Source organism: Actinoalloteichus sp. GBA129-24 (assembly GCF_001941645.1).
GTDB lineage: Bacteria > Actinomycetota > Actinomycetes > Mycobacteriales > Pseudonocardiaceae > Actinoalloteichus_A > Actinoalloteichus_A fjordicus.
This window is the reverse complement of sequence record NZ_CP016077.1, coordinates 5031619-5047702: the sequence shown is the minus strand read 5'-3', so window position 1 is coordinate 5047702 and position 16084 is coordinate 5031619. Positions and strand designations below refer to the sequence as shown.

Genomic DNA, 16084 nt, shown 5'->3' with positions numbered 1-16084 from the left:
ACCGTTCCGGTCGGTTGCGGTTCCCCACCACGCGGCAGCGAGGCGTCCGACGCCGGGTCCGCCGACGCGGGCATCGTGAGCGGCACGAGCCCCGCAGGCAGTGCCCGGCATCGCCGGGGAGAGTCGCGAGGCGATGTGGTCCGGGAGTCGATTCGACGAGGCCCAGGCCTGGCCCGCCTGCCCGTCCCGGCTCGAGCATCGGGCACCAGCCGGGCCGTTCATCGGACGGCGTCGGGCCCGAGATCGGCATCCGACCCCACGAGACGCCGGCCGACAGACCGGCCGCCGGTGCCGCGACGCGAGCCGAGGCGCACGCGCAGCAGCGCGCTGCCCGGCATCGGATCGACCCGCACGGCGCGCAGGTCGGGCACCCGATCCAGGCCTGCGGTCACCGGCGCGTCCAGCGCGCCGACCACGACCGTGCGGGCGCCTGCGGCGAGCGAGGCGGTGACACCCGCCTCGGCGTCCTCGAAGACGAGTGTCGAGTCTGCGGGCACCCCGAGCCGGTGCGCGCCGACGAGATACCCCTCCGGGCTGGGCTTTCCCGAGGCGACGTCCTCCGAGGTGATCACGATCGACGGCAGGCCGAGCCCGGCGGCGGCCATTCGGCGCTCGGCCAGCCGTCGGCCCGCCGAGGTCACCAGCGCCCAGCTCCCCTCGGGCAGCGAGGCGAGCAGTGCGCCCGCCCCCGGCACCTCGACGACACCCTCGGTGTCCTCCGTCTCCTCGATGTCGATCCACCGCGCCTCGGCCGCGACGTCGACGCCGTCGGGGGCGAACATCGCGACGGTCTCGATCGTGCGGCGGCCGTGGGAGACGGCGATGATCCGTTCGACGTCCAGGCCGTGTCGTTCGGCGAAGTCGCGCCAGGTCCGCTCCACGACGGCCGTCGAGTCGACCAGCGTCCCGTCCATGTCGATCAGGAGGGCGGACACGACATGGCCGAGGTCGGCGTCCGTCGCCGCCCGAGTCGTCGTCTCCTGCGGTTCTGACCGGTTCGTCATGTCGTCTCGATCGTGCTCGGGACGAACCAGGCTGCCCGCCGTCGCAGCTGATCGACCTCGCGGGCGAGACGGTCCGCGTCGCCGTCCCGGTAGTCGTTCTCCGACACCAGTACTCGGACGGGGACGTGCTGCTCCCGCAGGGCGACCAGCGTCTCGGTCACCATGGTCGAGTCGAGGTCCGCACCCGACGGGCCCGCATCGGGTGGGGGCTTGAGATGGACCTGGTCGGCGAGCAGCTCCGAGGTCGCACCGATCAGTTCGATCGGGTGCAGGCCCGCCGCGACGAGGTTCGCCGGGTCGAGCACCAGTCGCAGCGCGGGGGAGTCGACGGCCTCGGCGAGCCGCCGCGCCTGGTGCGCGCCGAGGACGTTCTCGCTGCCCAACAGGAGGCCCCGTTCCGCCGCCGCGCGCGCGGCCGCCCGCAGCACCGCCGCCGTGCGGGCGAAGGCCTCCGGACCGTCGATGACGCTGCGCCCGAAGCTCGGTGCGAAGGCCAGTGGCGCACCGAGGGCCTGTGCGGCGTCGAGCAGCCGTTCGAAGAACAGCCGTACTCGGGTGGCGTCGTGGCTGTCCGCCCGCGCGGTGAGCCCGATGTCGTTGAGGTGGTTTCCTGCCACGGCCAGCACCCGGACTCCCGTTGCCTCGACGGCATCCCGGACGGCATCGAGGCGCCCGGGGGCGTCCAGGCGCGGCCCGCGACCCGGCCCGCCGAGGTCGAGTTGCACGCCGTCGACCCCGACCTCGCCCGCGCGCCGCACCGCGTCGGGGCCGGCCTCCGGAAGCCGCCAGTCGACCAGGCCGACCGCGCAGCCGTCGCGGTGACGTCGCGCTGGACTCACGCCGAGACCGGCCTGCTCTGCGAGACCGGCAGCCGGTCGTAGGCCGACCACCAGTCGCCGTCGCCGTTCACCACGAGGCTGTCGCCGTGGTAGCCCGCGCCCGCGGTGACCGCGAGCTGCCGGGCCACGCCCGCGAAGTCCGAGGGCTGCATGTATCCGCTGTAGTCGAAGTCGGCAGGCCTGCGCCGTCGGATGCCGGGGCTGTCGACCATGCCCGCAGGCAGGACCTGCACGATGCGGACCCGCTCGGCGTCCTCCTCCCTGGCCACCGAGTCCAGCAGTGCCTTCGCCGCGGCCTTCGACGCGGTGTAACCGGAGCGGCCGGGGCCCGCGTTGAACACGACCTCGGAGGACACGCCCACGAAGAGCCCGGGGTCCGCCGCCCGCAGCGCAGGCAGGGTGGCCGCCAGCGTCAGCCACAACCCGGTGACGTTGACGTCGAGCTGCTCCCGCCATTCCCGTTCGCCGACGTCGCAGAACAGGGCACGGCGCTCGCCGTAGTAGATCGAGGAGAAGCACACCGCGTCGAGCGGACTCGCGCTCAGCGCGGCGAGGCGCTCGCGCGCGGCGCGGGTCTCGGTGAGATCGATCCGCTGCCAGGACAGCAGTTCCGATCCCGGCCCCATCGGTCGGGTGCGGCTGCCGACGATCACCTCGGCGCCTGCGGCGGCCCAGGCGTCGGCGATGCCGCGCCCGATGCCGGTGGAGCCGCCGATGACGACGGCACGCCGTCCGGCTAGCGGGTTCTCGTTCGGACTGATCATCTGGCTGTCCTTTCGTCTCACCGTGGGACGTCCGGATGACGTCCCGCTACCCGACCCGCCGTGAATCTGATGGCGAGCTTCACGAGCCGCCTGCCGTCGACGACGCGGTTCCGCGAGCGGGCCAGCAGCCGCAGCACGCCGACGGCGCCGTCGAGATCGGTCTCGTGCGTCACCAGCTCCCGATAGCGCTCCGGGTCGCGGGCGAGCTCTGCCGCGGCGTCGAGCAGGTGGCGGTTGGCGACGCCGCGATGTCCGAGGATGCGGACTCGTCGTCCCGCCGCGCTGGTCACCGACGCGATCGCGATCGGGTCCGGCAGGCCGCCGCAGTTGGCGGCCCGTAGCGCCACGAGGTCGACGCCGGGCAGCATGGCGCTCCGCGTGCCCGGCGGCAGACCGCCGACGACGTCGATGACGAGACCGCCGTCGAGCGGCATGGCGAGCACGGCGTCCAGCGCGCGGATCGTGGCATCGCGCGGGGTCGCCAACAGCACCGCGACGCCGCCTGGACCGGGCCGCAGATCGGTGAGCCGCCCGTGGTCGACCAGCACGTCGGCGCGATGCCTCCCCGCCTCGCTGAATCGCAGGCCCGCCGGTGTGTGGTGGACGAGCACCGTGCGCACCGCCGGGCCGAGCCTGCGGCGGGCCGCACGGACCGCGAGGTGGCCGACGGTCCCATCCCCGATGATCACCAGGGTGCGTACGTCGAACGGGGCGAACGCCTCCAACGCATAACCGGCCACCGCGAGCGGCTCGAGCAGGGGCGCCAGCCCGGGATCGGTGGTGGCGGGCAACGGCAGGACCAGCCCGCCGCGCACGGCCGTCGCGGGGACGAGGGTGCGTTCCTGCCACAGGCCGTCGATGTTGTGCCCGAGCAGGAAGGACGGCTCCGTCGGATGGGTGGGGTTGATCACGACCAGCGTTCCGGCGGTCAGTTCGGGATCCGTCCCGACGCCGACGGCCGCGATCCGGCCGATCCCCTCGTGGCCGATCACCGTCGCCGGGTCGGCACGGAGACCGCGAAGGAGCTGGATGTCGGTGCCGCACACGCCTGCCACCTCGGTCGCGATGCTGAGCTCGCCGGGGCCGGGGATGATCGTCGGTCGGTCGGCGACGGCGAGGGCGGTGGCGGTGGCGGTGCGGACGATCGCGCGATGGGTGCCCGTCCCGCTGATCGAGACGGCGGCGGGCTTCGTCGCGACGGGATCGATGCCTGCTGCCCGGTTCACGTCCGGACCATCTCGCCGTCTCGCAGCCGGTGCAGTGGTCGGCCCGACTCCGCTGCCAGCGCGGCGAGGCCCGCTCCGACGAGGCCGTCGGCCTCGGTCGGCAGGCAGACGTGGATGCGGTCGGCGATCCAGCGGGGGGCGCGTTCGCCGGTGATGTAGAGCCCTTCGGCGGCGAGATGGGCGAGCAACGCGGCCCGATAGTGCCTGCCGAGGCCCACCGCGACGCCGCCGGTGAAGGCCACCAGGTCGAGCTGCGGATCGAGGCACAGGGCGGTGCGCACCACGTCGGCGACGGGACGGGTGGCGGCCGCGAGCAGTTCCGAGGCGAGGGGGTCACCCGCGTCGAGTGCGGCTGACAGGGCGGTCTCGAATGCGGCTGCCTCCTGGTCCTGGGCTGGTGCGGTGTGGTCCGGTTCCGTGCGATCTGATCCGGTGGGGTTCGGTCCGCTGTGACCCGGACCCATGCGATCCGGCCCTCTGCGATCCGGCCGGGTGCGGGCGGCCTCGGCGAGTGGTGAGCCGGTGTGGTCCGCTGCCGCGAGGTGCGCCGCCGCCTCGGACGCCGCCTCGACCGTCGCCGCGTCGAAGCCCGACGTCCCCTGAGCCGCTGTCGTGATCCCCGCCCGCCGGTCGCCGGTCGCCCAGGGGCCACCTGCGGCGAATCGTGCCGATCCGGGCACGAGATCCGCCCGGTGATCTCCTGGCGCCGCGACCACGCGCCCGGCCCTCGTCCCGGCCCTCGCCCCTCGGGTGTGCAGGAACTCCGCGAGCCTGCGCAGGCCGGGGCCGGAGGAGAAGGCTGCCAGGTGGCAGGCCACACCGCAGTCGCAGGTCAGCTCGACCGGCACGCCGTCGAGGAGCAGGGTCGAGGGCAGGTGCCCGATCTCGCCTTGAAGTCCGCAGCCGTCGACGGCGATCTCCCCGGTCCGCCGATCGAGGATGCGACAGGCGATCCCGGTGCTGACGGTCGTCAGCAGCACCTTGCGGCAGTCCCGGGCCGCCGGGCCCGAGGCGAGATGCAGCAGCGCGGCGGTGACGTCGTTCAGCACATGCCAGCGCACGTCCGGGCGCGCGGTGCGCAGCGCCGCCCGGAGGTCGAACGAGTCGGTGTGCGCACCCCACAACGGCGCCGAGGCGTAGACGGTGCCCGTGTGATGGTCCAGCGCCGCACCCAGGGAGACGCCTGCGACGCCGTCCGGCGGCACCTGATCGGCCATCGCCCGGATCAACCGTGTTCGAAGGTCGGCCGCTGCCACGCCGGGGTGCCGAGTACGGCTCGGCGACGGCGTCCGCCGGATCTCGGCCAGCCCGTGCCGCTCGGTCCAGCTCGCCCGCCGCAGGTGCGTTCCGCCGACGTCGAAGACCGTGATCGGGCGTGCGGTCACGTTCGACACAGCAGGGACCCCCGTACGGTGACGATGTACACGCTCGATCACGCATGTTAATTCGGGTCGGCGGCTTCGGCAGGACCACGAAATGAGCAGGCCGGGCACCGACGATCATTCCGCCGTCGTCGCCGAGAACGTGTCGGGATGCGGGCGTCTCCCGCGCCTCCGGTCAGGTCGACGGCGATGTTCCCGGTGGTGGCTGCGCGTTCGCGGCCGGTGGGATCGTGTCGATCCGTCGACTTCGGCCCTGGTCCGCGGCGGCGGAGGAACGGGAGAGCACAGCCCGGCGACTCCGCCGAGGGGATCGCCCGTCACGGCGAACGGAATCGCCGGATCGATATCCGTGGCGCGGCGAGACGCGGGATCGACGATCTTCGCGGGAAAGGGATCGCCCGCCGTCCGCCGTCGTTACTGGTCTGCGGCTCGATCGCCACCCGGCCCGGACGGGGCGCGTTCGCGGGAGCCGCCCGACGGCTGCCCGCGACCGCGCCGTGGTTCCGCCGCTGTCCGGCCCGGTCGCGAGTCTCCGCCGCCTGTGTCGCCGGGCTGCCGGGGGCCGCTCGGACTCTGGCGGAGAACCGACGACACGGGGACGGCGGCCGATGTGCCCGGGGGAGGTGATCGGCGTCGAGAGGCCGCTCGTGATCACCGGGACGGCGTCGCCGTCGTGGTCGCGGGGGCTCCGGTGTGGTCCCGGCGCGGCCTGCGCCGACGGGTCAGGCCGTCGCGCCGTCGAGGAGATCGCCCGCCGCATCGGCAAGGCCGGTGACCCCTCGGTAGTCCGCGACGAGTCTGCGCAGCGTGTAGTGGTCGAGCACCCGTTGCCGTGCGCTCTCGCCGAGCCGCACCCTCAGCTCCGGATCGGCGAGCAGCCGCAGCAGCGCCGCCGCGAAGGCCTGGTGATCGGTCGCGTCGACGAGCAGGCCGTCCCGCCCGTCGGTGATCTGCAGTCGTATCCCGCCGACCTCGGTGGCGAGCACCGCGCGGCCCTTGATCATCGCCTCGGTGACGGTGAGCCCGAAGCCCTCCGCCACACTCTTCTGCACCACCACGTCCGCCCGGCGTTGCAGGGCGTTGACCAGCAGCGCACTGACCTCGGCAGGCTGCTGCGCGATGCTGATCAGGTGGACCCTGGCGCGATCTTCCGGTGCCAGTCCGGCGAGGACGTCGAGCACCTCGGCCAGCACGGCGGCGCCCTCCGGGTCGTCCGGGATCTCCCGAGGGTCCGCCCCCGCCACCACGAGGTGCACATCCGGCGGCAGGCATTCGACGGCGCGCACCACGTCGGGGATGCCCTTCAGCGGGTCCCATCGCGAGACCTGGAGCACGACCCGTGCTTCGGCGGGCAGCACACCCTCCTGGACGATGTCGGCCCGTCCCCGGCGCCCCGACGGCGCGGTGAGCCCGATCCCGTCGAGCAGGCTGCTGATCTCGGCCTCGGTCAGTGCCCGGTTCTTCGGGGCGCTCGGGTCGATCGCGGGCGGGATGACGAATCGGTTCCCGGCGGGCACCGTCGGCGGGGCGAACGCGGGCAGGGTCGTCACCACCGCGTCGATCGCGGCGAGTTCGGGGGCCATCGCCTGCCAGACGGCGGCGGGGCCCCGTTCCGGGGGCACCTCCGCGCCGACGTGGCAGTGCCAGACGACTCGGGCGCCGGTGGCACGCAGCGCGGGAGCCAGGCCGAGCGTCTGCGGATCGTGCAGGACCACGACGTCGCCGATGCCGAGCGAACTCCGGAACCAGGCCGCCTGTGGAACCAGGACCTCCCGGTAGGTCCGCAGGGTCGCCGGATCGGCGATCCGGTTCGGGACGGCCCTGCCGTGCAGGAGATGATGCAGGTACTTGGTGATCGCGTAGAACTCGGCCGTGCCGCCGATCACCGCCCAACCGGCATTGATCCCCTCGCCGCGTTGCTCCTCGACGAGGCCCCGCAGCAGTTCCGCGACACCGCCGCCGGTCGCCGTCGCGTTGACGTGCAGCAGCCTCGGCGTATCGGCGCCGGGTCGGATCTCCCAGACTGGGGTCGGCATCGACTCTCCGATCTCCTGGCGGCCGGGGCCGCATGATGGCGTGGCCGACCGGCCCGCACCGCCCCAGGCCCACCCCGCCGCCGATCCGGCGCTTCGCGGGCGGCCGCGTCTGCGCCGGACGTGGCGAGTGTGCCCCGGCCGTCCGAGGCGAGTGCGTCGGTTCCGAATCCCAGGTCAGCCGCCCGCTGCCGATCCGGCGGCGCGCCGCGTCTGCGCCGGAGCCGTGGCCAATGCTGTGAGTGGTGGGAACGGACGTCAACCGGAGCCCCGGGCGACCACCCGAACGAACGAACTCGCAGGCCGCCCTCGTCGGGACACCACGGGGAGGCATGCAGACACGGTCGGTCGGATCTGACGTCTCGGCGTGCCCTGCTCACCCGGTGCGGCCGTCGGCTTCGTCGGCGGTGCGCAGGCAGGAGGCAGATCAGGAGCACGTGACCCGGCACCGCCCGTGGTTTGCGCTCGGGCGGCCGCGTCGCCGTGCTCGCAGGGGCTCCTCGGTCATCTGCCGGGGCCGCCTGTCGGGTGGGGAAGAGATCTCGCTGGTCAGGTGCTCGGACTCAGCTGCCGACGGAGGTCACCGTGATCTCCCCGCTGTCGGTCTCCACCGTGATCGAGTGCGGTCCGTTCGGGTCGGTCGGGACCTGGGTGGTCACGTTGCCGCTGCCCGTCGTGGTCGTGACCCGGTACGGGGCGAGGGGCACCACGATCGTCACCTCGCCGCTCTGTGCCGTCGTCGTCAGCTCCTCGGGTGCCTCGGCGAAGAACAGCTCGACCTCACCGCTCGCCGAGGTCACGTCCGCCTGGCTCGACCTGATTCCGGCGCCCGGCAGCTCGCCGCTCTCGGTCGACAGGGCGAGCGCCCCGCCGACGTCGTCGATGAGGATTCGGCCGCTGCTGGTGGTGATCGTCAGGTCTGTATCGAAGCCCGACGCGCTGACCTCCCCGCTGTCGCCCTCGATCGTCACGTTCACCCCACTGGGCACCCGGACCTCGTACCGGGCGTCACACCGGCCGATGACGAAGGGCGAGCAGTCGGTGGCCAGCGTGAGCCTGTCCTCGTCGAGTTCCCAGATCGCATCGGTGCTGCCCATGAACGACGATCCCGCGAACCAGCGCGTCACCTCGATCTCGTCGACGTCGGCGGACCGCACATCCAGGTGCTCGACGTCGGATACGGAGATGACGAGGTGCTCGGCGGCCGGGCCGAAGCCTCGGATCTCGGGGTCCGCCGCGTCCACGACGTCCGCGCAACCGGACAGGACGGTGATGCCCAGCAGCGCGCCGCCCGAGGCGAGCAGCGTGCGGAGCCTGCGGCGACGGGGCGTGATCACGAGGGTCCTCCGGGGCTGGGCGGGCCGGGTGTCGTCGGACGTGCAGCCGACCGGTTCGGCCGGGCGGACTCGGTCTTCGGTGACTCGGAGTCGCGGCGACGAGCCCGCCGCGCCGAGTCCCCGTCGAACAGGTGTCAGTCTAACGAGCGGAAAGATCGTCGAGGTTGATCGCCGACGGGCCCGGTGACCGGTCGACGACCGCGCCTCGGGTCCGAGCGGTGGGCCTTCGGAGCCGTCCGAATGGCGTCCGACATCCGGCATCGACGCCCCCGGCGTGGAGATCCGGCATCGAGGTCCGTGCACCCAAGGTGCTCGTGCGCCGAGGTGTTCGCACCTGGCCGGCCGGCAGGTCTGGCCTCTCGCCGCTGACCAGCCCCTGCCGCCCGGCCGTGACGCGGCCTGGTGGACCTGCTCCAGACATGACGACGGGCCCGCCCGCTGGTCGACGACCAGCAGACGGGCCCGGCTCGGCTCGGCTCAGTCCGCCGACGGGCTCGCCGCACTCTCGGCGGCGGTCCTGCTCCTGCGGGACCGGCCGCCGATCGCGGCCCTGGCCCGCTCGGTGAGCGAGTACAGCACCGGGACCAGCACCAGCGTCAGCAGCGTCGAGGAGAACAGACCACCGATGACGACGATCGCCAGCGGCTGCGAGATGAACACCCCGCCGCCGGTGATGCCCAGGGACATCGGCACCAGCGCGCAGATCGTCGCCAGCGCCGTCATCAGGATCGGCCGCAGTCGTTGCCGCGAGCCCTCGATGATCGACTCGGCGACGGATCGGCCCTGTTGACGGACCTGGTTGACCAGGTCGATCAACACGATGGCGTTGGTGACGACGATGCCGATCAGCATCAGCATCCCGATCAGCGCGGGGACGCCGAGCGGAGTGCCCGTGATCACCAGCAGGCCCAGCGCGCCGGTCGCGGCGAACGGGATGGACACCAGCAGCAGCAGCGGCTGGAGCAGGCTGCGGAACGTCGCGACCATCACCACGTAGACGATGGCGACGGCCAGCAGCAGCGCCAGGCCCAGATCGGCGAAGGCCTCGTCCTGATCGGCACTCACGCCGCCGATCGCGACCTCGATGCCGGGTGGCACGTCGAGCCCGTCGATCCGGGTCTGCAGCTCGGTGTTGACGCTGCCCAGGTCCGCCGCCTCGAGGCTCGCGGTCACCGTCGCACTCCGCTGTCCGTCCTGGCGGGTGATGCTGGTGGCCTCGGAGACCTCCTCCACGGTGGCGATGTCGCTCAGCGTGATCACTCCGGCGGGTCCGCCGCCCAGCGGGAACTCGCGCAGCGCCGCCACGTCGGCAGGCGCCGCACCGCTGCGCACCACGATGTCCTGCCGGGTGCCGTCGAGCGTCAGGTTCCCCGCAGGGGTGCCGCGCATCGCGCCCGCCACCACCTGGCCCACCGTCGCCTCGTCCATGCCGATGGCTGCGGCGGCCTCCCGGTCGACGGTCACCTCGACCGAGGGTGCCTCCACGGCGAGGTTGTTGCTGACGTCGGTGGCACCGGGAGTGTCGGCGACCAACTCCGTCACCCGCGTCGCGGTGTCGGCCAGGTCGGCCTCGTCGTCGCCGCTGACGATCACCTCCAGCCCGCTCGCGCCGCCGAAGCCCATGCCGCCCGCGTCGACGGTGATCTCGCCGGCGTCCGACAGCTCGGCCAGCCGTTCCCGCAGCTCGGACTGCACCGCTGCCTGATCGGCTTCGGAGTCGGTGGTCACGGAGAACGTCGTGGTTCCCGAGGACCCGCCCATGCCGAAGGAGGCGGCCATGCCGCCCTGCGAGCCGATCGAGGCCTGATACCCCTCGACCGAGTCGGTGTCGGCCAGCACGTCCTCCACCTGCCGGGCCGCCGCGTCGGCGGTCTCCAGGCTCGCGCCGGGCGGCAGCTCCTGCCGGACCGACAGGGTGTTCTGACCGCTGTCGCCGAGGAAGTTGGTCTGGAGCTGCGGCACCAGGGCGAGCGTGCCGCCGAGCAGTCCGGCGGCGATGACGAGGGTGATGACCGGGTGCGCCAGCGCACCGCGCAGCACCGGCAGGTAGGTGCGCTGGAGCGGACCGCGCTCCTCCTTCTCCCGAATGGCCGCCTCGTCGGGCTCGCCCTCGCCTGCCTCGCGGCGGTCCTTGAGAAACCAGTACGCCAGCACCGGCACGATCGTCAGCGAGACCAGCAGCGAGGCGAGCAGCGCGACGGACACGGTGACGGCGAAGGGCCGGAACAGCTCGCCCACCTGGCCGCCGACCAGCGCGATCGGCAGGAACACCGCGACAGTGGTGATGGTCGACGCGGTGATGGCGCCTGCCACCTCGCGGACCGCCGTGAGGATCGCCTGCCGTTTGGGCTCGCCGTAGCCCAGATGTCGTTTGATGTTCTCGATGACGACGATCGAGTCGTCCACCACCCGCCCGACGGCCGCCGTGAGCGCGCCGAGGGTGAGGATGTTCAACGAGTAGTCGGTGACGTAGAGGCTGATCAGGGCGATGAGCACCGACATCGGGATGGACACTGCGGTGACCAGCGTCGACCGTAGGGAGAGCAGGAACAGCAGGATGATCACGATGGCGAAGACGAGGCCGAGGGCCCCTTCGACCGTGAGGTCGTGGATCGACTGCTCGATGAACGGCGCCTGGTCGAAGACGACCGTGACCTGACCGGACTCGCCGAGCAGCCGCTCGATCTCGGGAAGCAGCTCGCGGACCTGCTCGGAGATCTCGACGGTGTTGCCCTCGGGCGTCTTGGTCACGCCGATGCCGATGCTGGGCAGCCCGTCGGTGCGCGAGTAGCCGGTGGCCTCTGCGGGCGCGCTGGTCACCTCGGCGACGTCGGCCAGCCGTGCGGAGCCGCCGTCCGTCAGCGGAAGCCGGATCTCCTGAAGATCGGCCACCGTGTCGACGGGTGCGCCCACGGACACCGAGAGGGTCTCCCCGTTCTGGGTGAGCGTCCCGGCGGGCACGCTCGCGCCCGCCGTCTGCAGGGCCTGGAGCACCGACGGCAGTGGGATGCCCTGTGCGGCCAGTGCGGCGGAGTCCACGTCGATGGTGACCACCTGATCGGCCACGCCGGTGAGACTCACCTCACGGACGCCTGCGACCTCCTCCAGCAGCGGGACGACCTCATCGCGCAGCAGCGCGGCGGCGTCCTGCTCGTCGGCGGCGGAGGCGGCCGAGAGCTGGAGTACCGGCAGGTCGTCGACGCTGCCGGTCATGACGGTCGGCGTGACCGCGTCGGGAAGTCCGTTCGCGACCCGGTTCACCGCCTGTTGGAGGTCCTGTTGGGCGCCGCTCAGGTCGGTGCCGAACTCCAGTTCGACGTTGACCACCGACATCCCGCCGCTGCTGGTCGCCGACGTGCCGACCACGCCTCGGACACCGGTCGCCGCCGTCTCCAGCGGTTCGGTGACCTGGTCCTCCACCACCTGGGGTGCGGCGCCGGGGTACGGGGCGACCACGGCGGCGACCGGGATCTCCATCGAGGGGATGAGCTCTTGTCTGAGTGAGGTGGTCGCGATGACGCCGAAGCCCAGGATGAGCACCGATGCCAGCGCGACCAGGGCTCGGTTGGCCAGGCTGAGGCGAGCAAGCCAGGTCACGGGTGGTTCCTTCGTTCGGGTGGTGATCAGGAGGTGAACGGGTGAATAGTTAGCTTCACGCATAGTATCTACCCGCACCGGAGAGTTCGTGGAGAACCGGGTCGATGGGGCAGGATCGTCCGGTGCGGATCGACGAGGAACGGCACCGGCTGATCGACGCCGTCGAACGGCATCACGACGACCTCATGCGGGGGGCCGTCCGAGTCAGATCGCATCCGCTGCTGGACAGCGGCATCACCATGCAGCAGTTTCGGGTGCTGCTCTGTCTGGCGGTCGAGGGAGGCGTCGCCGGGCACGCCCTGGCGGAGCAGCTCGGCGTCAGCCTGGCGACCGCGATGGGCATGATCGACCGGCTGCTCGACAGGGGACTGGTCAGCCGGGTCACCGATACTCGGGACCGCCGGGTCCGACGCCTGTCGCTCACACCGGCAGGTGTCACCCTTCTGGACGAGATTGCCACTGCGGGCCGTGACCATCGTCAGGTGCTCCTGGCTCAACTCTCCGTCGAGGAACTCCGTGCCGTCGAGCGCGGCGCGGCTGCCCTGCTCGCCGCCGCGGGCCGCGTCCCGCCGGACGCCGACCTGCCTCGAACCGCCCCCGCACTCCGGGGTGGCGGTCTGATCCGAGGGCGGCCGGAGCCGAGTTCGCCTCGGCACGGCGCCGTCGGAGTCGGCGTGCCCGCCCCCGCCGACGGCGAGGTGCAGCTCTGGTGGGCGACGACCGCCGACGTCGGAGACACGGCGACCGGTCTGTTCGACGTCGAGGAGACCGGCCGGTATCACGCCCTGCGCAGAGTGGAGGATCGGCGGCGCTATCTCCTGGGCCGGGCGCTGGTCCGGACGCTGCTCGCCGTGCACACCGGCCTGCCCGCCGGGGAACTCCGCTTCGCCCGACACTGCGGACACTGCGGCGGTCCGCACGGCAAGCCCCGTGCCGTCGGGCCCGGCGACGGACTGGAGTTCTCGCTGGCCTATGCGGGGGAGTGGGCGGTGCTCGCCCTATCGACCTCGGCTCCGATCGGCATCGACGCGGAGCCCCCGACGAGCGGGCGGCACTGGGGGCCGCTGATGGACTCGGCGCTGGCGCCCCGAGAACGGGCCAGGGTCGACGAGGCGGAGCCCGCGGACCGGGCTGAGCTGGTCACCGGCTACTGGACCCGGAAGGAGGCCGTCCTCAAGGCGGTGGGCGTGGGACTGGCGATGCCGATGGACCAGGTCGTGGTGAGCGGCCCCGGCGCCCCGCCCGCCGTCCTGAGTCTGGGCCGGGGAGCAGACCTGCCGCACGCCGCCGCGCTCCCGACTCCGGAGTCCTTCACCGTGCTGGTCGCCGACGGGCCCGCCGGGATTCAGACGGCCGCGGCCTCCGCGACCGGGCAGCCCGCGACGCTGACCGTTCATTCGGCGGCCGGCCTGCTCGCGTCTCCCGCCTGCGGCTGACCGGCGCCGCCCCTCGGCCCGATCCCGTCGACTCGGTGGAGGAACCCGCCGTGTGCTGTGCGGATCGGCCTGCCGTGTCCTGCGGCGGCCTGCGGCCCGGCCGCCGGTGATCGGCAGGGATCACCGTCCACTCAGGACGTCAGCGCCTGGCCAGCGCCTGCCGGGCGAGACGTTCCAACGCCTGGGTGATCCGCTGCTGACTGATTCCCTGCTGGTGTCGTTGGTGTTGATAGACCTCGGGGGCGAGCGGGGCGAGGAGGGAGTCCGTCGTGGCGTCCGGGTCTGCCGCGTCGGCGTCGACGAGCAGCCCGCGCACATGGGCGCGCCACGACTCGTAGGACCATGCCTCGAAGCGGGCCGTGCCCGCCTCCGCACCCAGCACCAGGTACAGATGACGTTCCAGGATGTCGATCATCGCCGCGTAGAAGGCGGCCAGCCGTTCGGCAGGCGGCGCGCCCGGCCCCAACGGCGGCTCGCCGGTCGACAATCGGTCTCGTAGCGCCTGCTCGTGCTCGTCGAGCAGGGCGACCGCGATGGAGGCCGGATCGGGGAATCTGCGGTACAGCGTGGCGCGGCCGACACCCGCCTCCAACGCGATCTCGCCCATGGTCACGGGGTCGGCGCGGGATGTCGAGAACAGTCGTTCGGCGGCGGCGAGCACCCGAGCACGGTTGCGTGCCGCGTCGGCTCGCTCGCGCGTCCGACGTCGTGGAGCCGGACGCCCCGCTTCACCTCGCCTCGTCTCGGCAAGGGAGTTCGCGGGAGTGGCATCGGGCCCGTCGAGGCCGTCCATGCCGTGCCCAGGGGTCGGTGTCGGCCGGGACATGCGCTTACCCTACGCCAGGTCTCGCTCCGGACCCGGTCTCGGCGATCGGAGGTCGCGACGGCTGCCGCCCCGCGCTCGTCCGTCGTCCATGGTGCGGGCGAGGCGGGCATCGAACGCAGGATCGACGTCGTGACCAGCGAAGACGATCTCTCGGCCCGCATCGACGGCGCGGATGCGACCCTGCTGCGACGGCGAGCGAGCGGGTCCGGCCTGCCGTGTCGTGCGGGCGGCGGGCGGCGGGCGCGATCCACCGGACCTCGACGGACCCTCCTCTCCCGGTCGCGGTCGGGAGCCTCGGCGCACCCGAGACGGTCCGGAGGCGGCCGGGGCCTCGGCGGCGTCGCGCGGTGGTCCGGGCCGCTTCGACGACCCGCCTGCGGCAGGCGACGCACTCGTCTGCCGCCCGCGACCACGATCAGCGGGGCGGGTTTCGGGGCTGGGCGCCTGCGACTCCGGGACGCACTCGACCTCCGGTGCGCCAGCCCCCGGCGACGCGGGGAAGAGACAGGGGAGAACGATTAATCCGTCGCGCGGTGCTGCCCGCCGTGGCACGATGCCCGCCATGCCAGGAGTCATGACGCCCGAGCAGCTTGCGGACCGCACGTCGAGGGCCGTCGCCGCTGCGGTCGCCGCGGGCCGGGACCTCGGACTCACGGTGACCGAACCGGCCGTGCTCCACGACATGTTCTCCGTCGTCGTGCACCTGGCGCCTGCGCCGGTGGTGGTCCGGGTGCCCGTCGTCGTGCCGCCCTCCGCCGATCTCGACATCCAGTCGGCGCGGCAGCAGATCGAACTCGACGTGGTGGCCTGGCTCGCGGAGCAGGGCACCCCGGTGATCCCGCCCAGCCCGCTCGTCCCGCGAGAGCCCGTGCGCCGGAACGGCTTCTCGATGACGTTCTGGCAGCTCGTCGCGATCGACGAGAGCGCAGTGCCCGACTATGTCGACAACGCGCGCCTGGTCCCCGACCTGCACGCGGCGCTGCGCGACTATCCGGGCGAGTTGCCCTTCCTGTCGGCGGCCGAACCGAGGATGGTGCGCGACGCGCTGACGGATCTGGCGACCCGGCCCGACCTCATCGACGCCGCCGATCTCGACCGCGCGCGGCGGGAGTGGGCGATCCTGGAACCACTGGTCAGCTCCCGTGCCGAGTTCGAGGCGGCCTTCCCCGGAATCGATCTTCAGCCGATCCACGGCGACGCACCCGCGTACAACATCGTCGCCACCACGGACGGCGTGCTGTACTCCGACTTCGAACTGGTCACCCTCGGGCCGGTCGAATGGGACCTGGCGGCCTTCGGGCCCGAGTCCGAGTCCGCGTACGACGAGGCCGCCCGGAGTCGGGGCCTGCGTCCGTTGGACGAGCGCATGCTGCGTTTCGTCAACGCCGTCGGCATGTCCAGGACGATCGCGTGCCTCGCGCTCTCGCCGGAGTTGCCCATGCTCGTCGATGCCGTGAAGGAGGGCGTCGACCAGTGGCGGGCCCAGCCGTTCGCGGGCGGCCTGACGGAGCTGGTGGGCGAGGGCTGACCGTCCGCCGTCAGTGCGGCGCGACGACCTCGGGCGAGCTGCCTGGACTACAGCCGGACCCGCCGCCGTCGGCGCGGCGGCAGCCGGGCGAGCGTGACCGACGTCGAGTTCC

Annotated in this window: 11 protein-coding genes; 2 read left to right on the top strand and 9 right to left on the bottom strand. The window is 72.7% G+C overall.

Annotation, left to right across the window (positions count from 1 at the left end):
- Positions 1-218 precede the first annotated feature (218 nt).
- From UA75_RS21555 to UA75_RS21520, 8 genes are all read right to left on the bottom strand, one after another.
- Entirely contained in the window at positions 219-1004 is a 786-nt protein-coding gene (locus UA75_RS21555; RefSeq protein ID WP_075741809.1) for an HAD-IA family hydrolase, read from the bottom strand.
- Positions 1001-1843, bottom strand: coding sequence for a sugar phosphate isomerase/epimerase family protein (locus tag UA75_RS21550; protein ID WP_198042805.1), 843 nt, complete (start codon positions 1841-1843; stop codon positions 1001-1003). The genes UA75_RS21555 and UA75_RS21550 overlap by 4 nt, the downstream gene beginning before the upstream one ends.
- Positions 1840-2607, bottom strand: coding sequence for an SDR family NAD(P)-dependent oxidoreductase (locus UA75_RS21545; protein WP_075741807.1), 768 nt, complete (start codon positions 2605-2607; stop codon positions 1840-1842). The genes UA75_RS21550 and UA75_RS21545 overlap by 4 nt, the downstream gene beginning before the upstream one ends.
- A gap of 17 nt (positions 2608-2624) precedes the next feature.
- Positions 2625-3833 carry an alcohol dehydrogenase catalytic domain-containing protein gene (locus UA75_RS21540; RefSeq protein WP_198042804.1) on the bottom strand — a complete coding sequence of 403 codons (1209 nt, stop codon included), beginning with the start codon at positions 3831-3833 and terminating at the stop codon, positions 2625-2627.
- Positions 3830-5218: an ROK family protein gene (locus tag UA75_RS35040; RefSeq protein WP_269466406.1), complete on the bottom strand. Its 1389-nt coding sequence runs from the start codon at positions 5216-5218 to the stop codon at positions 3830-3832. Before UA75_RS35040 ends, UA75_RS21540 begins: the two co-directional genes overlap by 4 nt.
- A 719-nt stretch (positions 5219-5937) precedes the next feature.
- On the bottom strand, positions 5938-7251 hold the full coding sequence (locus tag UA75_RS21530) for a glycosyltransferase (protein WP_075741805.1): 1314 nt from the start codon (positions 7249-7251) through the stop codon (positions 5938-5940).
- Between the two features lie 560 nt (positions 7252-7811).
- Positions 7812-8585 carry a DUF4097 family beta strand repeat-containing protein gene (locus UA75_RS21525; protein WP_075741804.1) on the bottom strand — a complete coding sequence of 258 codons (774 nt, stop codon included), beginning with the start codon at positions 8583-8585 and terminating at the stop codon, positions 7812-7814.
- A gap of 477 nt (positions 8586-9062) precedes the next feature.
- Positions 9063-12182 (bottom strand): efflux RND transporter permease subunit, encoded by a 3120-nt coding sequence (locus UA75_RS21520; RefSeq protein ID WP_075741803.1) that lies wholly within the window; start codon positions 12180-12182, stop codon positions 9063-9065.
- A 104-nt stretch (positions 12183-12286) separates the two neighbouring features.
- On the opposite strand from UA75_RS21520, the gene UA75_RS21515 reads away from it, so the two are divergent.
- Positions 12287-13618 carry a MarR family transcriptional regulator gene (locus UA75_RS21515; RefSeq protein WP_075741802.1) on the top strand — a complete coding sequence of 444 codons (1332 nt, stop codon included), beginning with the start codon at positions 12287-12289 and terminating at the stop codon, positions 13616-13618.
- A gap of 139 nt (positions 13619-13757) precedes the next feature.
- Here UA75_RS21515 and UA75_RS21510 read toward each other — a convergent pair whose 3' ends face one another.
- Positions 13758-14444: a TetR/AcrR family transcriptional regulator gene (locus UA75_RS21510; protein WP_232251105.1), complete on the bottom strand. Its 687-nt coding sequence runs from the start codon at positions 14442-14444 to the stop codon at positions 13758-13760.
- Positions 14445-15006: 562 nt separating this feature from the next.
- On the opposite strand from UA75_RS21510, the gene UA75_RS21505 reads away from it, so the two are divergent.
- Complete coding sequence (locus UA75_RS21505) at positions 15007-15972, top strand: phosphotransferase family protein (RefSeq protein WP_075744052.1); 966 nt, start codon at positions 15007-15009, stop codon at positions 15970-15972.
- Positions 15973-16084: the final 112 nt, after the last annotated feature.